Raw genomic sequence first — 20,690 nt, forward strand, 5'->3', positions numbered from 1 at the left:
TACATTTGGGGCACAGAAAAGGGCCCTCCTGTAATCAGGAGAGCCCTTAACTCTGTTCGAGTGTGAGGTGTGACTAGGCAGTCGCACCGTTCGACTCGTAGCTGGTGTTGGTCGACTCGAAGAAGTTGACCAACTGCAGAGTGTCGTTGGCGGTAGCCATCCACTTTGCAGGGTTCGAGACCTTGTACTCTGCTTCGAAGCCGAGCTCCTCGAGACGACGGTCAGCCAAGTACTTCACGTACTGGTTGATGTAGTTCGAGTTCAGGCCCAGGATGCCGTTGGGGAGAAGGTCGCGGTTGTATTCCGACTCCATCTCGACTGCATCGAGAATCATCTGCTTGATTTCTGCTGCGAACTCTTCGGTCTGCAGGTCTGGGTTTTCTTCCAGAACGGTGAGGATCAAGTTGATACCGAACTTGAGGTGAAGCGACTCGTCGCGAACAACCCAGTCCATGAGAGATCCGAAGTTACGCAGCAGGTTGCGCTGGCGGAAGCTGAGGGCAACCATGAAGCCTGAGTAGAACCAGATGCCCTCGAGGATGACGTTGTAGGCAACGAGGTTGCGAACGAAGTCCTTCTTGCCCTCGGTGGTGGTGATGTCGAGGGTCTGCTCAGTCATGCGCTTGATGAAGCCCACTTCGAACTCTTCCTTGCGAGCCATGGAAGGCACCTTGACGTGAGAGCTGTAAGCAACCTCACGGTCAATGGGGAAGGTTTCGAGGACGTACTCGAAGCTCATGCAGTGGTTTGCTTCTTCCCACATCTGCTTTGCGAGGTAGAGGTGAGCCTCAGGAGCGTTCACGTAGGGGTATACGCCAAAGGCGAGTGCCTTGTTCACGAGAAGCTCGTTGGGATTGAAGTAGCTCATCAAGAAGGTGATGGCGTGACGTTCTTCGTCACTCATCTTCTTGAAGTCAGCGATGTCTTCGCCGAGCTGGATTTCGTTGGGGAACCAGGTGTTAGCTACAGCCTGGTCGTAGAGGTCCATTGCCCACTTGTACTTGACAGGCTTGAGCATGAGTCCTTCTTGAACTCCGGTACCGAGAATACCCATGGTGTTTCTCCTTTTAGTCGTCTAAATATGTGTGGTGATCTGTTGTTTCCCGCGGGGGTTGATCCTGGTGGATCAGTGGGGTGCGGCGGGGTTATTACAGATGGTGCAGGTGTTGCAGGGGTGTCTGTGGATCAGGGTGGTCCTGCCTACTGGCAGGAGTCACACTGAAGTTCATCCATGGGGTCGACGGGAACGACGTACTCGTCTACTGAAGTGGTGTAGTTCATTAGTTGCCACCTCCCGAGCCGAATCCGAAGCCCTTACGAGCTGGAGCTGCTACTGCTGGTTCTGCCTCAGCTACTGCTGAAACAGCGTGAGGTTCTGGGTTGGAACCCGAGCCACTGCCGAAGCCGAAGCCCTTCTTGGGTGCGCCCGAACCACCAGCGTTGATGTCTTCCGACTTGTTCACCTTCACAGTGGACTGCTCAGCAGTGTGACGTGGCTTCATGTGTAAGTAGTAGGTGGTCTTCACGCCACGGTTCCATGCTTCGGAGTAGATCTCCATCATTTCGCCGAGGTCGCGAGTTTCCAGGTACATGTTGCGGCTAATGGCCTGGTCAATCCACTTCTGTGCACGCGCGGCAACTTCAATGAAGGAGAAGGGCGAGAGCTGGAAGCTGGTCTTGTAAACAGCCTTGATGTGGTCAGGAATCTGAGGCAGGTTCTGAACGTCACCCTGGCTACGCAGCAGGTCTTCACGGACGGTCTCCCAGAGACCGAGCTCCTGCAGGTCAGCAACGAGGTTGCGGTTGACCTCAAGGAACTTACCCGAGCTCGTTGCACGGCTGAAGATCTGTGAGAACTGTGGGTCCAGACCAGGAGTGGTTCCAGCAACAAGACCGATGGAGGCAGTTGGGGCGATAGCCATCAGAGTGGCGTTGCGGACACCGTTCTTGACCTTGGCGCGCAGAGCATCCCAGTCGAGGGTGGTGTTGCGGTTGACAGTGATGGGGACACCACGGTCTGCCTCGGTCAGGTCAATGCTGTCGAAGGGCACGAGACCCTGTGACCAACGGCTGCCTTCGAAGTTGGAGTAAGCACCACGCTCTTGAGCAAGCTCTGCCGACGCCTCGATGGCTGCGTAGGAGATGTGCTCGGTGATGACATCGATGAGGTCATATGCCTCTTCGGACTCGTAGGAGTAGCCCAAGCGCTCCACAATGTCGGTGAAGCCCATCAGGCCCAGACCGATTGCACGGTTCTCCTTGTTGGAGAAGTCAGCTTCCTGAACCGAAGAACGGGTGATGTCGATCAAGTTGTCGAGCTGGCGAACAGCGAGCTTGGCGCTTTCTGCAAGCTTGGCGTAGTCAACCTTGTTGTCGTCAGTGAGGTGACGAGAGAGGTTGATTGAAGCCAGGTTACATACCGAGACGTTGTCCTCGTCCTGAGGCAATGTGATTTCGGTGCAGAGGTTCGAAGAGTGGATGGTGCCGGTGTTGTTGTTGAGGGCACGCAGGTTGATGGTGTCCTTCCAGGTCAACCAGGGGTGGCTGGTGGACTGGAGGGAAATCAGGATCTGCTTGAACTGCTCGCGGGCACCAATCTTCTTGTAGAGGTTGATGCGGCCAGCTTCTGCCTCAGCTACGTAGTGGCTGTAGCGCTCAGAGAATGCCCTGCCGTAGAGCTCGTTGAGGTCGGTGACCTCGAGGGGGTCAAAGAGGTACCAGTCTTCATCGTTCTGGACACGCTTCATAAACTCATCGGAGATCCAGACAGCAGTGTTGGCGGTACGGGTACGACGGTAGGGGTCACCAGAGTTCTGACGCAGGTCAAGGAACTCGGGGAAGTCCATGTGCCAGTTCTCCATGTAGAAGCACATTGCACCGAACTTCTTGCCTCCACGGCTCACTGCACGAAGGATCGAGTCCAGGGTGTGCATGAAGGGGATTGGCCCCGTCGAGGTGGTGTTGTTCGAGCGGATAGGTGAACCCTGTGCGCGAAGCTTGGTTACCGAGAGACCGATACCACCGGTTCCCTTGGTCAGCCACATCACATCGCGAGTGGTCTTCGCGATGTGCTCCATGTCGTCCTGCATTTCGAGAACGAAGCAGTTGGCGAGCTGTGGGTAGATGGTTCCGGCGTTAACCAGGGTTGAACCTGCTGCGAGGTACTCGAGCTGGCTCATCTTGTTGTAGAACTTGATCGCGTGCTCGGTGGGGTTCTTCTCATTCAAAGACAGACCCATGGAGATACGCATCCAGAAGTACTGAGGAACCTCAAGTGGGTCACCGTTGCGGCCCTTGATGGCGTAACGGTTGTTGAGGGTAACAACACCGATGTACTTGAGCAGGTCATCGTGGCTGGGGTCAATCTCAGCAGCAAGAGCATCGAGGTCGAAGAGTTCGGTCAGGCGTGGGTCGAGCAGACCTTCCTCAACGCCGCGCTTCATGTTCTCAGCGAAGTGTTCGCGGTGCAGCTTCCTCAGCTGTTCTGGGGTAGAGAAGTCACCCAGTACGCGCTTGTAGATGGTCTTGAGCAGAAGACGAGCAGCAACAACGTCGAATGCAGGGTCATCCTTGACGTTCTGCAGTGCAACCTGGATAACTGCTTCATCCAGCTGCTGGGTGGTAATCCCGTCAAACAGCGTGATTTCGAGCTCGGTGGCAATCTGGGTCACCCACGCAATGTTGTCGTGGAGGCCATGTGTTGCCTCTTCGATCGCCATGTTGATCTTGTTGGCGTCATACTGCTCGCGCTGTCCGTTGCGCTTTACGACGGTGATTGCCACGTCTGTTGTCTCTTCCTCGTGATTGATCTGCTCTTGGTGCTTGACCACTATATAAGGGGTTGGGGGTGAAATTGAATCCCTAGATGTTGTGGGCGTGTCATCCCCAGTTGTGGATAACTTTTCCTCATTTATGCACATATCAACACCTCTTTTTGCTCTATTTGCGTAGAAATACATCTTCCGAGCACCCACGGACACTCAGGCGCCCACAAAATAGCCCAGCTAGAGTGGAGAGGTTGTGAAAACTTATCTAGAACTACTGCGGGTCAGAGGCGTAACCCGTGTTTTGTTGTCGCAACTTTTGGCCAGATTCCCCCACGGAATGCTCTCCATCGCCTTCTTGATCCACGTGGAGCAGGTTCACCACTCCTATGCGGCGGCTGGTTTGGTCGTTGCCGCTATCAGCCTGGGCGAAGCCATTGCAGGCCCCATTAGTTCACGACTGATGGCACGCTGGGGCATGCGCCCACTCCTGTCGGTGATGACAATAGTTGCAGTGATTACCTTGTCGTCGATGGCAATCTTCCCGCTGTCTGTCCCCGCACTTGTCGTTCTCGGCTTTATCGGTGGATGTTCCTTCCCACCCATCCAGCCCGCCGTGCGCACCATCTATCCCAAGCTGGTTCCTAACCGCTTACTCACTCCCCTGTTTTCCCTGGATGCTTCCGCTCAGGAAATCATCTGGATTGTGGGTCCCGTGCTCACCACCTTTGTCGCACTCCGCGTGGGCAGCGTGGAAGCAGTGTTGGCAGCGATGGCCTTCCTCGCTGCCGGTGGGCTGTGGTTTATTACCTCACCTTCGGTAGGTCAGGTTCGCATTCCCATGAGCAAGCGTCGCCTCGGCGGCGTGCTCTCCAGGCCACCGGTCATTATTTCCACCCTGCTGGGCCTGACCCTGGTTGCCTGCTTTGCTGCCGTGGAGGCAGGAATTATTGGCCTCTTTGGTGAGGATGGCCCCGAAGCTGGATGGATTCTGGCCATCTACGCCCTGGGTTCCCTCGTGGGAGGCCTAGCCTGGGGCCACCGCGAAATTGCCCCCTGGTCTATGACGCGCAGACTTCTGTTGGTCTTTGCTGGACTTGCCGCTGCATCACTTTCGTCTGACTTCTGGTGGCTCGCTGTCACCCTGTTTATCTCAGGTCTAGGTGTTGCCCCTGCCCTCACGGTGCTCTTTGCCAATGTGAGCGCCACCATGAAGTTCAGTGAAACCGCAGAGTCCTATGCCTGGATTGGCAGTGGTCAGTTGATTGGTGCCGGGCTGGGATCAGCCGTTGCTGGTTTATGCATTGACCACTTTGGCGCCCAGACGGCCATTATTGCCGCAACACTTTTTGCCCTCATTACCGCCATTGGCGCTTTAGGAACATTCCGCTGGAGCCCCGACCTCCGGGGAGGCCACGGGGCTCCGCTGCCCGATACTGGCCCTGTAGAAACGATCAGCTAAAGAGCGAGAGAAGCCCGGCGGAATGCTTCCGTCAGAATCTCGGGGCTGGTTGCCATGTTCACTCGAATGTGGCCTTCGCCACCTTCACCGAAGACATGACCGCTTGAGAAGGCAACCTTGCCCTTTTCGAGGAAGGCCTGTCCCGGGTCATCTCCGAGCCCCAGAGCTCGGCAGTCCACCCACGCCAAATAAGTGGCTTCAACCGGGGTGTATTTCGCACCGGGCAGGAAAGTGTTCACCAATTCGGTCACGAGGTGACGGTTGCGGTCGATGTCCTTGTTCACGGCAGCAATCCACTCATCCCCACCACGCAGCGCTGCAACGTGGGCAATAGTGCCCAGGTGGCTTGGGGCTTCGAGATATTCTGCCTTCATCTTGCGCACAAATTCTGAAGACTCCTTGTTAGTCACAATGAGTGCACCCTTGAGACCAGCAAGGTTGTAGGACTTGGAGGCACTGGTCACCACGATGGCATCCGCTGCCTCGGGGATGTCCAGGATCGAGATGAACTCGAAGCCGGGCATCGTCAGTGGGGCGTGGATTTCATCGGAGAGAATGCGGATGCCGTGCTTGTTGGCGAGCGTGGCCAAGATGGTGAGCTCTTCACGCGTGTGCACCACGCCAGTGGGGTTGTGGGGGTTGCTGATCAAGACCATCCCACCCTTACCCATCGCGGCAGCTTCTGCGAAAGCCTTGTCGAGTGTTTCTGGATCAAAACGTCCAGCTGCTGTCATCGGAGCATTGACCAGAGTCCTACCCGTGCCGGCCACAATCATGGCGAAGGGGTAATACACCGGAGGAGTAATCACAATCGGGGCACCGGCCTCGGTGGCGTGCTCAATGACCGAGCCCAGTCCACGAATCACATCGATGACGGGGATTGTGTAGGCAGGGTCGAGGTCGAGGTTCCAGTGTCGCTTCGAGTACTCAACAAACGCTTCACCATAGGCGTCTCCCACGGCATAGCCGGTGTCACCAGATGTCATTGCTGCATTCACTGCCTCGACAACAGAGGGCGCGATAGTGGCATCCATCTCTGCCACCCACAGCGGCAACACGTCAGGTCCGTAGTGCTTCCATTTGGCGCTGGTGCGGGCTTTGAGCTGGTCGAGAGTGAAGCTGGTGAAGGGAGTACTCATTGCTTCAGCCTAGGGCTGGAGACGAGTTATCTGCCAGTGACTATCCACAAGTTCGTAACGCACGCGGTCGTGGAAACGCATCGAGCGACCCTGCCAGAATTCGAAGGCGTGAGGGATCACACGGAAGCCACCCCAGTGCTCGGGTCTGGGCACCACGGTGTCGCCGGGGAACTTCTCTTCCAGTGCTGCCAGTTGCTTGTCCAATTCCTCACGTGAGGCAATAGGCGCTGACTGGTCACTTGCTGCCGAGGCGAGCTGAGCACCCTTGGGGCGACGGTTCCAGTAGAGGTCACTCACCTCTGCCACGGTGGGCTTAGCTTCGCCATAGACAATCACCTGGCGCTTGAGTCCATACCAGGGGAACAGCAGCGAGATGCTGGGGTTGTGCAGCAGAGCCTTGCCCTTGCGGGAGGTGTAGTTGGTGACGAACTCGAGGCCCGTGTCGTCCAAACCCTTGAGCAGGACTGTGCGGGAACTCACTGCACCATCGGGATCGATGGTGCTGGCCACCATGGCGTTGGGCTCAAAGACGTCCTCGTCTTCAGCTTGCTTCAGCCACTGCGCAAACTGAGCCAGAGGATCAGGCAGCGCAATCGATTCGTCGAAGGGCACATTGCCGTAGTCGGTGTGACGAGAAAGAGATTCCATAACTATGCCTTCGGCTTGAGTTCGCCGCGGATGAGCTTGTGTTGAGCAGCCTGGGCAACCGGGCGAATCGTGATCATGTCCATGTTGACGTGGCTAGGAAGTTCAATGGCGTGCACAATCGCTTCGGCAACATCTTCAGCCACCAAAGGGTTCTTCACATCTGCATAGAGTGCGTCGACCTTGGCTGTGTCACCACCTAAACGGTTGAACGCGAACTCATCAGTCTTGACCATGCCGGGAGCAATCTCCAGAACACGGATGGGTTCACCGGCAAGCTCTAAGCGCAGCACACCCACGACACCGTGAGCGGCAAACTTGGCCGCGTTATATCCGCCGCCGCCTTCATAAGGAACGAATCCTGCCGTGGAGGTCACGGTCATGATGTCGGCGTGGCCGTCTGCTGCTGCCTTGCGGAGCAAGGGAAGCAGCGCACTGGTCACGCGCTGAACACCAATGACATTGACGTCAAACATGCGCTTCCAGTCCTCAGGGTCGCTGTCTTCAACCGAGGAGGCGCCGAAGGCGCCACCGGCGTTGTTCACCAGAGCGTGAACAGGGCCTGAATCGGCGAGAAAGTCACGCAGAGAATCCACGTCTTCTTGCTTGGTCACATCAGCAACGAAGGTGCTGATGCCGGTCTCTGCTGCCAAGGCAGCAAGACGATCAGCACGGCGGGCAACACCCACCACGCTCCAGCCATGCTGGGCGAAAAGACGTGCAGTGGCCTGACCAATACCGGAGCTTGCTCCGGTGATAACTACGCGACGAGTGCTCATAGAGCAAACCTATCGCGGGGAAAGCAACGCTTCGACTGTCGGAAGAGATTTATCCGAAGCGACCGTTGACGTAGTCATATGTTCGAGGGTCAATAGGACTGTCGAACATTGCCTCAGTGTCCCCATACTCAACAATTGCTCCCGGGGTGCCCTGCGACGCCAAGAAGAATGCACACTGCTGAGAAACTCGCTGAGCTTGTTGCATGTTGTGGGTCACAATCACAATGGTCACGTCATTGACAAGTTCCAACATGGTTTCTTCAATAACACGAGTCGAAGTGGGGTCAAGGGCTGAACAGGGCTCATCCATCAGGAGCACTCGAGGCATCACCGCAAGTGAGCGCGCAATACAAAGTCGCTGCTGCTGACCACCGGAAAGCCCGCCACCTGGAGAGCGAAGACGGTCACGAACTTCTTTCCACAAACCAGCACGAATCAAGCTGGTTTCAACCAGCTCATCACGTTCGTCATTGCTGACTTTGATTCCTGTCAGAGCTAAACCGGCAACCACGTTGTCATAAATGGACATGGCAGGGAAAGGGTTTGGCTTTTGGAACACCATGCCGATTTCGCGACGTGCTTGTGTTAGCCGAAGTTCTGGATCGTAAATGTCCTGACCATCAATCAATACTTCTCCGGCGAGCTGAGCAGAGGGAACTAACTCATGCATGCGGTTGAGAATTCGAAGGAAAGTTGACTTACCGCAACCAGAAGGACCAATGAGTGACGTAATGACGCCGGCAGGCATTTCGAGTGATACTCGGTCCAATACTTGGTGGGTTCCAAACCAAGCGGAGATGTTATTGGCTTGCAGAGTGGCAGGTTCAGGCTTGAGCTCACTGAGACGCGAACCAGAACTAGAGCTACTGTCGCGCTCTCGTGTGAAAACTCCTTTAACAGCCCCGAGGCCATCCTTCATAGAGTCAACAAAAGATCCCGCCATAGAGGGCTTCTTAGCTTCAGAAGTAGTCATCAGTTTTCTTTCTCTAGTGGGCTTAAAGAAGATTGGGAAGTAATCGAACGAGTTGGTCAGAAACAAGCAGCCCGGTCAACAGGAATATGGGAATAAACACAATCCAGGTTTTTTCCAGACCTACTCTTCGGTAAGCCCAGATAGCTGCAATTTCAACCACGATGAGGAGTTGCAGGGCGAAAATGAGTGCCCACAACATGGTGGTGTCGGTTGCCAGTTCACGCTCATTCAGTGCAAGTGTGTTTGTCCCTGTGTATCTGGGTCCTGGATCCAAAGCTTTGACAGATGCCAATGCAATTGCAGGATTCCGAGTGTCTGTAGCAGGAGCACCTGTTGGTGAAGGTGTTGCAGAGGTGGTTGGCTGAGCACTGGCGATTGTCGTTGGAGTAGGTGCAGCTGTTGGGCCTGCTGTAGGCAATGCTGCTGAAGTGGAATTCGGCATTGAAGTTGCTGTCCCAGAAACGGCAGGGGTGGACGAACTCTTAGCAGTAGTGACTTGAGCCAAAATGGTCTCGGCCTGGCCCGGTGCCGTCTTGGAAGTAGAAACCAATTGTGCATCAACCCTCAAGACACCATCCGGTGTATACGGACCACCACGAGCGGTTTCCAAGATTAGGCGTCCCACTCCTTCTGCCGGTTCAGCTGGTCCAGGGTCACCTGCATAACGAACTCCGATAACCGAATACACGTGATATCCCTGTCCGGTAATGAGAGAAATACGGGTCCCTGGCTGCAAGCTTTGAATGTTCCCAAAAGGACCTCCATAAGCTGCTGCTCGCGCCATGATGACACTCACACCTGCTTGACCGGGGAGAACTGTGTCGCGACGGTGGCCTGGACCTTTTTTGAGGGATGCAGAGTCGGTTCCTTCAACAACCACCTCATTGACTCCCAAGTCAGGAATGGTCAACACAGCAACAGGCGCACCATTGGGTAGAAGGATCAAATCTTTATCACCTTCGCTTACAGGAGCTGTTGCGAGTGCGAGTTCTTGACGGAACTGGTTAGAAAGTTGTTGCTGAGAGACTTCGTGTTGCAAATGACTCAAAAAGAACAAATTGCCAAAAAAGCCAAAAATGATTACGGTTACCGCAATCAACACGTTGCGTGTCAATAACTCTCGGCTTGTGAAGTGCCGCGGCTCTCGAACCATCGCGGGCAGCCTGCGAGGCATTGGTGGAGGCGCCTGTGGATCTTTTTTCTTGAACTGAAAGATTCCTGTTACGCGCTCAGCGAGTGTGAGCGGGGCTTGAGGTGCAGATTCTTTAACCTCACGGCGAGACGAACCTGGGGCACCACTGTCTGCTTTCGAGTCAGCACTCTGAGCATCAACAGCTGCACGAATTGCTCGAGCTGCCTCAAGTTCCTGCTCCGAAACAAACGGATTCCCTGGCTTCCAGCCTCGGGGAGGTTTGGGGAGTTGCGGTCTATTGTTCTTTTCCTCAGCCCGAGCCATTTTCTGTTTCCGGCGGTACGAAATCCACACCATGACGTCGTTGGCGCGGCGATCAAACCAATCCACAAAAGAACTCACTGTGGCGCCCCCACAGGTTCACGCTCTTCAAGAACGTCGACGCTTTCTGCTACCAGTTCTTCTTCATTTTCATGCGTTCGAAAGGGCATCATCTTTCGTAACTGACTGAACAGCTCAGCAGGAGTCGGCCAGTGCCAGAAGCGGTGGCCAAGTAAATAAAGCACAACCAGACTAGAAGCGGTGAGCGCTCCAAGGATCACCCACAGAGCAAGAGCGATAAATCCACTAGAGAGACTGAAGGAGGTGAGGGTGTTGCCATCAACCTTCTCGGGAGGAACGAAAGTCATTCGTGCGGAATAAACACCCCATTGACCAATATTTCTCACAAGAGCAGTTATTTCACGGGTTTCACCTGGTTTTAGATTCTGAATTGTGTAGTGAGAGAGCTTTGCGATGGGCATTCCCACAGCATTTTCAATGGTGAAATCTAAAGTGGCATCCAACGTCTGGCTACTAACGTTTCTCACTGCGAAAGCGACTTGAGCTGCAGGAGAGAATGGGGTCAAGGGGTATGACGCATGAGCTACCAATCCGCCTACATAAAAAACGCCACCCAAGTTGAAGGGATCTGGCCCCAGCAATACTGCTGCATCAGCTCCAGTCACGGTTTCTTCAGTGACAGTCGTTCCAGAAGCAGTGCCTGCGGCATTAGAGGCGCTGCGTGATGCGGCGGCGCTCACACTCTCACCACCATTAGTTGGAGGAGCGATAGTTCCCGAGCTGCTGACGGAGAATGCCACGGCGACGGTGGTGAGCTTGGTGCCATCGGCAAGGGTGTTCGTAGCGGAGATGGTGTGATCGCCAACCGGGAGGTTCGCAGGCAATCGGACTGATGCTTCAAAACGGCCGGTTGAGTCAGCAAAACCCGACGCAATCAAGACAGGGGTTGAGTTCGCAAATATCTCAATATAGGAAAAGGGTTCGAGACCACTCAACACAATGGGGAATACAGCTTCCGAGACGGGGGTATTAACCGGTACAACCACCGGAGTTTCAGTCCGGGGAGAAGGAGCGACGGAAGGAGTTACCACCTGCACAGTGATGGGGACGCTGTCATTTTCATCCGCGTAAGAAACGCCCGCAATCCCGAGAGCAATGCCCCCAACCATAGCGAGAGCCAGAGCCGCACTAATTGCGGGACGTGAAACGGAGAACGACATCATGACGCCTCGACGCTTTCTGCGGAGGCGCGGCGCTTCTCTTCAGAATCCATGAATTCAAGCCATGCCTGTGCACGTTCGTGGTCACGCTTTCGACGCCAGCGAATAAAGAAGTAGATTCCGCCAGCAAGGGCAAGAATAATCAGCAATGCCCAGGGCGCCACGAACAGCGGAACATCACGTTCAGCTTCAGGGAGAGGGCCTGGGTTGATTGCATCATCGTCGATTGTTCCAATGATGCTGATGGAGGGGTTCAAGAATATCCATTGGCCCACTCCTTCCACTGGAACGGTCATGCTGCGGGAGGTTCCTGGAAGCATTTCTGGAATATCAACACGGACTGTGCCCGAAAGAGGGATACCAAACAAACCTTTGACGAGTGCCACGGCATTGGCACCCAAAGACACGTTTCCACTGTTGGTAATTGTGAAGGTGATATTCATTGTTCCCGCAAATGGATTAATTGAGGGCTGATAGTCAGCAGAGATGGAACTCACCGTCATCAGGGCCGTCACATCGCCTTTGACACGCAAATACAACCTCGTGGCGATGCGACGATCAAGCTTGACCTGATCCGATTCCGTCAACGAAGAAATAATCATCCCTCCTGCGTGATCACCAGGGCTTGCATCCGCGGGAACGTTCACTGTGAAGGGAAGCGAACGAGATTCACCTGGGGCCAAGCTCAGCTCCATGCGATCAGATCCGTCAGCAAATGTGACCCAGGTACCAACGTCGACCGGCGTGAGATTCGACTCCAATAGAGCGTAATCGCCGTTGTCGAGGTTGTAGGCATCTGTTGCGTATACAGAAACCTCAGCGGCCGTAGAACCAGAGTTCGAGACTAAATATTCATCTTGGATGACTTGGCCGGGCTCAACTTGGTAGGAAAAACGTGAACGAGTTTGATCAATTTTCCCTCCATCAGATGGTGCTCCAGCAATACCCGCCGTGTCTTCAGCTCGGGCAGAAACAGAGTCCGAAACAACAGAGCTAGCGAGGACAGAGAATGCCACAAGTGCTGCAAATGCTAGTAAAAGCGGCCGACGAGGTCGAAGAAGGCTCAAGGTGAACAAACGCATGAAATAAGTAAGCCTTATTCTGCTTTCCACCATATGGACAGATGGTTAACGCCCGGGTGAACAGAACTGAATTAAGAAAACAGATCTGCGCTATTTAGAGACCAACGTGATGGTCACCGTGGCGTTATATGTGCCCACCGGATACTCCGGAGGGGCAACAAAAGTGAGTGCCGCATCGAAGGTACTGTGCCCAACGGAAGAAGCTTGAGCTGCGGCATCAGCAAAAATCATTGGGTACGCAGCAGCACCAGCGAGGGTAGCTGTTCCGAGGGAGATTCCACTTGCTTCTGTGGAACCAGCAACCAATTGTGGAGCAGTACCCAATTGACTCTTAGAGATCGTTACGGTGTTGTCGGTACTCAACACAAAATTGGTGACATCGGCATACATTGTCCACCCCTGCTTGGAAACAGTTCGTTGGTCATTAACCGAAATCTGTCCCAACATTCCGGTGGAGGTCGAGACGTTGTTCACCAACACAGTTGTTCCCAAAGTGGTGGCTGCCCCTGCTGGGACAACCAAAGAAAGTGTTCCATCACCGGTAGAACCAGGAGTCACAAGACCTGCGCCTGAAACATTCAGTGAGGCAATAGCGTTCCTGAAAGGAACACCTGCTGCGGTCGTGCCTTCAGCAAAAATGTCATGGCCTCCGACAGCAAGATCCGTAGGTAGAGCAGTTGTCACGGTGTACGTACCCGTGCCATCTGCTACGCCTGCGGCGATTGGTGTCGGATTTGTATCCACCAGAATGTGAATTTGTGAACCGACAAGTAGGCCAGAGACGGTGACCGAGTATCTGGCAGTTGCAAGGGTATTTCCAGAACCAGACGGAGTTGAACTTGAATCAACGACATTCACGGTGAAAGAAATATCTGGGCTTGCGACAGAGGTGGCTTGAGCTGAACTCCACGACCCGAGCACAACGACAGAAACAGCCAGCACCGTGAGTGCGGCTGTGCGAATCGCGGTGAAGAAACGCATCGCAACCCTTTCCGAGTGAGGTGATAAAGTGGGGGTTTCCTATGGTGAAATGCGGGAGAGCCGGTCCGGGCTCTCCCGCATTTCGTCTTTATAGAGTTACTTCGATACCAGAGTCAGGGTCAAGGTCGAGGTGTAGGTACCTGCGGCCTTGTCCTGTGGCGCTACGAAGGTCAACGAACCATTGAGTACGGTTGTGCCAACCGCGCTATTTGGTGCTGCCTCCGCGAAGAGTGCTCCATAGGTAGCAGATCCTGCAACAGTTGCAGTTCCTGCAGTTACTCCCGCGGCAGTGGTCGAGCCAACAACAATCGCTGGGGCAATACCAAGATTTGCCTTCGAGATGGTGTTTGCCGAGTCTGCCGAGTTGACGAAATCAGCAACTGTTGCTGTCAAGGTCCAACCCTGACGAGTGCTGATACGTCCATCATTCACCGTGATGTTCGGGAGCGTACCGGTGGTGGTCGAACGGTTGTTGACCAAAGAGGGTGCCCCGAAAGTTGCTGCAGCACCAGCTGGTACTGACAGGCTCAAGGGGCCGTCTACTGCAGCAACGGTAGTCGCCGAAAGAGCGATGTTACCGGTGGTGACAGCAGAAGGAGCAGGCGTGCTCGATACATCAGAAGTCGCAGCGAAGGTGAATGCACCCGTCGAAGCGGTTACTGCAATAGAGCGGTAGTAAGCACCAACAATGGTTACACCATTGTTGGTGGTGCAGGCAATACCCAGTGAGTAGTTACCACCAGATGCCTTGACTGCAGCCTGACCGGGTGTTCCGTTGATCATCGAGGTAGGCGAAAGGTCTGGCAGGTTGACATTCTTCGTACCAGATACGAATGCGTCTACCTTGTATGCCGACCAAGATGCCTTGGTGCGCTCAGATCCAGCTGGTGCAAGGAAGCCATATGCACCAGTTGCAGTTGAGGGGCATGCAATCGGAGGAAGTGCAACGTCGCTCGCAGAGGAGGAAGCAGTGAAGTTTCCAGCCCATGCGTTACTTGCACCATCGGTGATGAAGGCACCAGTATCGCCGTTGGCGAAGTAGATGGGGCCATCTGAACCGTTGGACTGAGTTGCTGCCGAAGCAGCACCTACAGCCCCAGCGATCAGTGCGACGGAAGCGATAGCCGCTGCGCCGAACATGCTCTTTTTGTTGAGTTTCACGTTTTTATCCTTTTAGTAGAGGAGCAACTAAGACTTAGCTACGCGGATATTGACAGCGGAAACCGAAGGAGCAAGGAAGCCAAACTTCTTCTTTACTGCCAAGGTTGTGCTGGCAAGAGCACTTGCACCGTTGTAGGTGAGGCTCTTGGTGTTAGTGGTGCTTACTACGTTGGCAAGGTCTGCGTCATATGCAGGGTCTGCTGCGTTTACACGCGCATATTCAACGACGACGTAAGTGTCACGCCCCCAGGTTGAGTTTGCGTAGTAAGAAGCATTGGGCTCAAGTGCGCCAGCAGAACCATCAACTGCAGCAACTGGAGTTCCTGCTGTGGTGGCAACACCAGCGATAGTTGCAACAGCCGACTGCTTTTTGAAGGAAGCGCCATTGCTCATAGCAATCCAACGAGATGCAGACATTGGCATAATCGAGTTTGTAGCAAGCGAAGAAGCGTCGTGCTCCTGGCCAGTCTTCACGCAACCACTTGCAATAGCAGGAGCTACAAGTGCCTCAGTCAGGCTGATCTTTGCCAGGAAGTCCTTACGGGTTCCTGAACCAGCCTGGGGGAGGTAAGCAGTAACTGTCTGTCCACCGAAGATCTGTGTGGTGTCAGTTGTGCTGCCACCACAGGTGTACAAAGAGGTCAGCTGTGCAAGGGTAAGTGAGTCGAGGTTGGTTGCAAGAGCAGGCGAACCGCTACTTGCGCCGTAGGCGTATGCGATTGCGTCTCGACCGAAGGGAATGTAGAGCAGTTCACCAGCGGCGTTGGAAGTTCCCGAGCTCGAAGAGCGAGCGATGTCAACCTGACCAGTGATAACAACTGCTGCAGGTGCACCGGTGGTACCCGAAGTGTATGCAACACCGTCCATGGAACGGCTCAGCGCCTTCACACCATCACCAGAACCGTTGGGGCGACCGAAGCGGGGTCCGTTTGGCTTTGTGGTGATGTAAGCAGTACCAGTTGCATCGAACGAACCGAGAGTGTTTCCACCAGTAGTTGCACGAACGGATGCGCCTGAAATGTTGGTTCCGTTGACGATAGCGCTGACGACGTCTTCGAGGGTGTCCGATCCCACGATGGCGTAGCTGTTAGAGACAGGTTCTGCCTGAGCGGGTGCCAAGGCGAGGCCTGAAAGGGCAACGCCAAGAGTTGCAGCGATTGCAACTGATTTCTTTGAAATCACGAGGGATTCCTTTCCTATGGTTTGTTTTGTTGGGTGGTGCTTCATTGAACCGGGTGGTTCTTTGAATTTCGCTTGACATGATTCGCCTAGCGAAAGCTTGAGTTAGTTCAGACGCAAACGCCTCCGGCTGAGGAGCGGCACTGCAGCGGCAGCGGCAGCTCCCGAGAGAAAACCTGCTGGTACGGCAACCGCGAGAGGGCCAACCGAGGGATCTTTGGGAGTTTCACCGCTGGATAATGCCCCAGCTGCGTTTCCGGTAGCTGCCACTGTCGTTGCGGGGGCAACAACAGGAGCTGAAGAAACTGAGTTAGTCGTTGTGTAGGTTCCCTGAGAAACAGTTCCCAGATTCACAGCAGCTGCAGGCTTGATACCGGACTGGATAGCACTCGCAGCTTGAAGAGCTTGGTTTACCCAACTTGCTGGAAGCGGGGCGTAACCTTCCGGGAGTTCACCGGCTTCAGTTCCTGGTGTTTGACCATCTTTTGCAGCAAAGCGGATAAAGGCTGCATAGACCTCGCGCAAACCCGCATCTGACTGTTTGGGGTTAAGTGCTGCATAAATTGGCATCGTCAAGGGATATGCGGTCGTGGCTGCCTGTGCCTGTGAAGAGGCGAAGTCAAAACCATACACACTGGAATTGCTTGTTGGCGTCATAGCGGCGACCGCAGCACTCATGCTGGCAGTAGTTGGAGCAACAAATTCACCAGCAGGATTGAGCAACATTGCGTTGACATTTTGGAAGCGTGAACTTGCTCCAGCTGTCGTCACAGCCAACACCTGACGAGTTCCCAAGAAACTTCGACCGGATTTACCCCAAGCTGCAGGGATTTTTGACGTGTCCCAGCCGCCCAATACTTTTCCATCACCACGAAGAACTTGGAGAGCACCTTCTTGCAAATCATGTACATACGGTCTGTATTGAACGAGGTTCAATACCCCTGTTCCCTGGAGAGTATTGGCGTTATATGAGTCAGCTTTTTCGATGGGGTCAGCCTTGGGGAAGTTACTCCTCGGCAAAGAAAGCCCAGTTTGGGAGGGGTTCAGTGCCGCATTTGAGCTATACCAGGAATTCACAACCATGCCCCAGTCATCTGGGGTTCCTGCCAAGAATGCACGTGCATCTGGGTCGGCCATCACATAAGCCCAGAGCTGATAGGCGAGGTCAGAACGTCCTTGGGGGATAAGGAAGTCGCCTAGTGCTGCACCGTTGAGCTTCATGTACTGCCACTCAGGGTCATTGATGGCGAGGAACTCAGGATCTTGGGTCAAGTTTGTTGCGTTAGAACCTGGACGTTGTTCGTCGATGAAACCAACCTGTGTGAGAGGCGCACCAAAAGGAAGCGACTGAATGTAGGAGTTCGTCAACAACTTGGCAACAAGACGTGGATTGAGCTTGAGGCTGTCAAAGGGAAGTCCATTCCGCGCAACCACTTCGTTGGGAACGTTCTGATCCGGATCGATTTGACGGTCGATAGTGAAAGTGAGTGCAACGGAAGAGATTGCAACGGGTGCATAAACAAGGGGGTCAGAACTATTTGAATATGGGCGACTGGTGAGTGCGAGTGGACTGGCACGAGTTCCTGCTGCGGAAGTCAGTGCAGAGGATTCGTCTCCTGCGCTGACAACGAATGTTGCACCCGTGGAACCAAGGCACAGTTCTGGCTGCCACTGGGCAACTGCCTGAGCCATGAGCTCACTTCCGGCGATTTGTTTTTCAGCCGAACCAATTTGGCAGCGGACACCGACAGGCTTGAAATCTAATTCAAAAGCAATGTGATGCTTCCATGCGTCCCAGAACAAACCTGATTTTGTGACATATGGTTCTCCCACGTCGCTGGTTCCACGAGGAATAATAACGAGCCAGCAGGACTGTCCGGTTGTCACACCATTTGCGGTGGTAGGTGCACCACAACCCAAACCGGGTGACTCCATCACTGTCTGCATCTCAAACTTGACCGAGCCAGATCCGTCTGCAGAAGAAGGAGCCCAAGGGATTTCGTTTGTGGTGTATTTCGTGAAGAACTGGTTGCTGTTGACGTTGATGTAGTTCAGTCCACATGTACTTTGCAGGAAGACAGGATTGTTGGCGTTGTCTTTGCAGTAATACTGCTGCAATCTGTTGGTGGTGGGATTGAGAGCGATATCGCTGACCTCAACGCCAGTATTTGAAATAAAAGGTATTGAAGTGAGTGGAGAGTCAAATTGACTAGCTCCAGGAGCAGTAAATGGAACGTCATTCGCGTGAACATTGGCTAGCGAGGCCAAACTGTTTTCACGGAGCGCAGCTGCGGTTTCGAAACCACCGTATTGGCAAGATGTGCGGTCAGGATGCCCTGGCCAATTGGGGTCTTCCTTCCAGCACTGAGCAATCTGTAGGAAGTTCTCACCACCAGTACCCGCTTGCGGACGAAGGGTGGGAGCTTCCGCACCTGTCCAATTGATGGTGACACCCTGTGAACCAAGATCTGCAGTTTGTGAAACCGTAACCTCTAAATCAGGCATTGGTGCACTACTCACTGCTGGGTCATAAGTTGCGGCAGAAACTGTTTCAGCGGTTGAAGAAATAGCATTTGCTTCTGAAGTTTGACCAAGGCTGGTCAGCAATCCTGCTGCTGTTCCGAACAGCAACGCAACCACCAGTCCACTGATTCCCGAACGGAGAATCATGGATTTTCTGGGGCGAGCGTGGGATGCCACCGCGGTGTCCTTTGTAATTTAGAGGTTGAGACTTGCCTAGCAAAATAAAGCTAAGCCGGCTCGGTTAACCCCTTCTGAACAAGGAGGTAATACTGGCGGAACCGCGGGGTTGTTTTGGGTTATAACTTGGCTAACCAACGGGTAAGTCTGACTCAGGAAACCAGATGATGTTACCGATGAGATCAGTGATGGTGACATTAACAGTTGCCACTGCTGCTCCAGATTGAGCCATGCACTTGAAAGTGAAATTCTTGGGGGCAACAAGTAAGTCTGGGCATTCCACAACAGCTGTAATTCCCAAGTTGTCTTTGTAGTCAGCTTGAATCTGCATCGCTACGCGTTCGGGGTCAAGACGAATGAGTCCATCAGTGTTGAAGCTCAATACTCCAAACCCGATGAGAACAAAGCCGAGCACGGTTACCACGAGAACTCCTGCTAAAACTCCAAGCCAGCCCATGGTGCTTGCCTTCATATGGCGGAAAACGTCACGGAAGGTGGGTGCTGGCGTAGTGGGATCTTCAGAGCTCATTGGTTACTTTCGGGAAAAAGATGTTGGTTATTTCGGTTCAACAGTTGATTCGGGGGCAATGTGGTGTTCCCCAAACGACTTCCGTCGAATCAGATAGGGAGGAACGGCGACCGCCGCTAGTAGGAGTCCGCCGGCCGCAAGCATGAGGCTTTGGCGACCACCCCACGGTTCTTCATTGAGGAAGAAGGGGCTTGCAGCACCGACGCTCCCATAGGAGGTAGTTTTTGAGCCAGCTTTGCCTGCTGCTCCTGAAGCACTTCCAGCAGCACCAGAGGCAGACCCACCAGCGCCCGAACCTGAAATAGCAGTTTCCTGTGTTGCGCCGCCCGTACCAGTTGTGCACTGATCTGGTCCCTGTTTGTCACACTCGGCAGGCTGAGGCGCCGTGGCGGCCAGTGCATTGCTTGAGGGGGAATCACCGGGCTTGAACGTCGGGTTATTGCAAGAGTTGATGTCTACCGAAACGCCACTAGCACCAGGGATGCGCTGAATCTGTTCGAAACCTGCCATGACCAAGTTCATTGGCAGCGGCGAGTAGCCCAAGGCTTCAGCCTGTTGTTGACCCTCGCAGAGCATGTATTGCCCGAAAGCACCAAGGGTGGCGCCCTTCTCGGCCGTGAAGACACCGCCGGTTGCAGTGGGAACAATCATGTAGGAATAGCTGGAGAGCGGATAGGTTCGAGGGTCAGAGTTGTTGTACACGCCGCCCAGAATCTGGGTCAGGTAGTTTGCACCAGGAGTGGTGTCAATCTGGGCTTGCATCAAAGCAACAGCAACTGAAGACGCCGTTGGCTCAACGTAGTAGCCGGAGCTGTTCAGAACCTTTGCTACTGGAAATCCCGATTGAAGCGCATAGGAGTATTCAACGTACGTAATTGCTCCCTCGCCATAGTCCTGGCTAACGTAGCCGGAAACGCCGGAGGATCCACTCTGATATTTGAATCCAGGGATGGTGGGGAACTGGGAAGTCATACCCCGGTTCCAAACACCACCATGTTGTTCAGACATCCAGAGCGTGAATTGAGCTGTCGAACCAGATCCGTCCGAGCGGACCACGGGAACGATGGTCTTATCTGGCATAGCGAGACCAGGGTTATCAGCTTGAATTGCAGCATCATTCCAGTTGGTGATGGAGCCGGCAAAAATCTTGGCGAGAACTTCCCCGCTGAGCCGCATATTGGTGACCTGCTGGCCACCAATCTTGAGGTTGTACATAAACGAAGTACCACCGGCCACGATAGGCATATATGCATAACCGCGCGGAGGAACTTCAGGAGTAGAACCGTCTTCAGGTTGTGCCTGGAACGGAATTTCGGAAACTGCGAAGTCAACTGTTCCTGCGATGTAATCGCGGCGTCCAGCAGATGAACCCACACCTGAGTAGTTAACTGTCATGCCGTAGTTGGCAGCAACGTTTTTTCTCCACTGATCAAGCGCGTTTTGAGACCACGTAGAACCCGTTCCACTGATGGGAGCATAAGTGGTAGCGAAGGCGGCATTTTCGCCTGCCCCAGTGAATACAGTGACGAACGCAGCAAATGCTGCGACAACAAATGCCAGCCGGCTTAAGCGGCGGCGGGGAGCAGTGACGTTTTTCATCAT

Annotated in this window: 16 protein-coding genes; 1 reads left to right on the forward strand and 15 read right to left on the reverse strand. The window is 54.1% G+C overall.

Going from position 1 to position 20,690, the window contains the following annotated elements; all coding sequences use genetic code 11:
* Nucleotides 1–73: 73 nt before the first annotated feature.
* Both AURMO_RS06790 and AURMO_RS06800 read right to left on the reverse strand, forming a co-directional pair.
* Nucleotides 74–1,054 (reverse strand): ribonucleotide-diphosphate reductase subunit beta, encoded by a 981-nt coding sequence (locus tag AURMO_RS06790; protein WP_110234317.1) that lies wholly within the window; start codon nucleotides 1,052–1,054, stop codon nucleotides 74–76.
* 226 nt (nucleotides 1,055–1,280) lie between these two features.
* A complete protein-coding gene (locus AURMO_RS06800) occupies nucleotides 1,281–3,782 on the reverse strand; it encodes a ribonucleoside-diphosphate reductase subunit alpha (RefSeq protein ID WP_204163605.1) in 2,502 nt (833 codons plus the stop codon).
* Between the two features lie 238 nt (nucleotides 3,783–4,020).
* Here AURMO_RS06800 and AURMO_RS06805 point away from each other — a divergent pair, with 238 nt between their 5' ends.
* A complete protein-coding gene (locus AURMO_RS06805; RefSeq protein WP_110234325.1) occupies nucleotides 4,021–5,226 on the forward strand; it encodes an MFS transporter in 1,206 nt (401 codons plus the stop codon).
* On the opposite strand, the gene AURMO_RS06810 is transcribed toward AURMO_RS06805, so the two are convergent.
* The 13 genes from AURMO_RS06810 to pstS all read right to left on the reverse strand — a co-directional run bounded on the left by AURMO_RS06810 (nucleotide 5,223) and on the right by pstS (nucleotide 20,690).
* Nucleotides 5,223–6,365 carry a MalY/PatB family protein gene (locus AURMO_RS06810; protein WP_110234327.1) on the reverse strand — a complete coding sequence of 381 codons (1,143 nt, stop codon included), beginning with the start codon at nucleotides 6,363–6,365 and terminating at the stop codon, nucleotides 5,223–5,225. The genes AURMO_RS06805 and AURMO_RS06810 overlap by 4 nt on opposite strands.
* Before the next feature lie 9 nt (nucleotides 6,366–6,374).
* The gene (pdxH, locus tag AURMO_RS06815; RefSeq protein WP_110234329.1) at nucleotides 6,375–7,013 is read right to left on the reverse strand and encodes a pyridoxamine 5'-phosphate oxidase; all 639 of its coding nucleotides are present in this window, start codon (nucleotides 7,011–7,013) and stop codon (nucleotides 6,375–6,377) included.
* 2 nt (nucleotides 7,014–7,015) lie between these two features.
* A complete protein-coding gene (locus AURMO_RS06820; RefSeq protein WP_110234332.1) occupies nucleotides 7,016–7,789 on the reverse strand; it encodes an SDR family oxidoreductase in 774 nt (257 codons plus the stop codon).
* A 49-nt stretch (nucleotides 7,790–7,838) separates the two neighbouring features.
* On the reverse strand, nucleotides 7,839–8,762 hold the full coding sequence (locus tag AURMO_RS06825) for a phosphate ABC transporter ATP-binding protein (protein WP_239406813.1): 924 nt from the start codon (nucleotides 8,760–8,762) through the stop codon (nucleotides 7,839–7,841).
* Nucleotides 8,763–8,784: 22 nt separating this feature from the next.
* Complete coding sequence (locus AURMO_RS09060) at nucleotides 8,785–10,296, reverse strand: sortase (RefSeq protein ID WP_239406814.1); 1,512 nt, start codon at nucleotides 10,294–10,296, stop codon at nucleotides 8,785–8,787.
* Nucleotides 10,293–11,459: a hypothetical protein gene (locus AURMO_RS06840; protein ID WP_110234334.1), complete on the reverse strand. Its 1,167-nt coding sequence runs from the start codon at nucleotides 11,457–11,459 to the stop codon at nucleotides 10,293–10,295. Before AURMO_RS06840 ends, AURMO_RS09060 begins: the two co-directional genes overlap by 4 nt.
* Nucleotides 11,456–12,538, reverse strand: coding sequence for a WxL protein peptidoglycan domain-containing protein (locus tag AURMO_RS06845; protein WP_162532697.1), 1,083 nt, complete (start codon nucleotides 12,536–12,538; stop codon nucleotides 11,456–11,458). Before AURMO_RS06845 ends, AURMO_RS06840 begins: the two co-directional genes overlap by 4 nt.
* Before the next feature lie 90 nt (nucleotides 12,539–12,628).
* Nucleotides 12,629–13,519, reverse strand: a complete 891-nt coding sequence (locus AURMO_RS06850) for a hypothetical protein (protein ID WP_110234338.1) — start codon at nucleotides 13,517–13,519, stop codon at nucleotides 12,629–12,631.
* Nucleotides 13,520–13,615: 96 nt separating this feature from the next.
* The gene (locus AURMO_RS06855) at nucleotides 13,616–14,680 is read right to left on the reverse strand and encodes a hypothetical protein (RefSeq protein ID WP_110234340.1); all 1,065 of its coding nucleotides are present in this window, start codon (nucleotides 14,678–14,680) and stop codon (nucleotides 13,616–13,618) included.
* 27 nt (nucleotides 14,681–14,707) lie between these two features.
* Nucleotides 14,708–15,862 carry a type 2 periplasmic-binding domain-containing protein gene (locus AURMO_RS06860; RefSeq protein WP_110234341.1) on the reverse strand — a complete coding sequence of 385 codons (1,155 nt, stop codon included), beginning with the start codon at nucleotides 15,860–15,862 and terminating at the stop codon, nucleotides 14,708–14,710.
* 102 nt (nucleotides 15,863–15,964) lie between these two features.
* Complete coding sequence (locus AURMO_RS06865; RefSeq protein WP_162532698.1) at nucleotides 15,965–18,559, reverse strand: hypothetical protein; 2,595 nt, start codon at nucleotides 18,557–18,559, stop codon at nucleotides 15,965–15,967.
* 130 nt (nucleotides 18,560–18,689) lie between these two features.
* Nucleotides 18,690–19,088: a DUF4333 domain-containing protein gene (locus AURMO_RS06870; protein ID WP_110234345.1), complete on the reverse strand. Its 399-nt coding sequence runs from the start codon at nucleotides 19,086–19,088 to the stop codon at nucleotides 18,690–18,692.
* 27 nt (nucleotides 19,089–19,115) lie between these two features.
* Nucleotides 19,116–20,690, reverse strand: a complete 1,575-nt coding sequence (gene pstS / locus AURMO_RS06875; RefSeq protein ID WP_239406815.1) for a phosphate ABC transporter substrate-binding protein PstS — start codon at nucleotides 20,688–20,690, stop codon at nucleotides 19,116–19,118.

The sequence above is a fragment of the Aurantimicrobium photophilum genome, from assembly GCF_003194085.1.
Classification (GTDB): Bacteria; Actinomycetota; Actinomycetes; order Actinomycetales; family Microbacteriaceae; genus Aurantimicrobium; species Aurantimicrobium photophilum.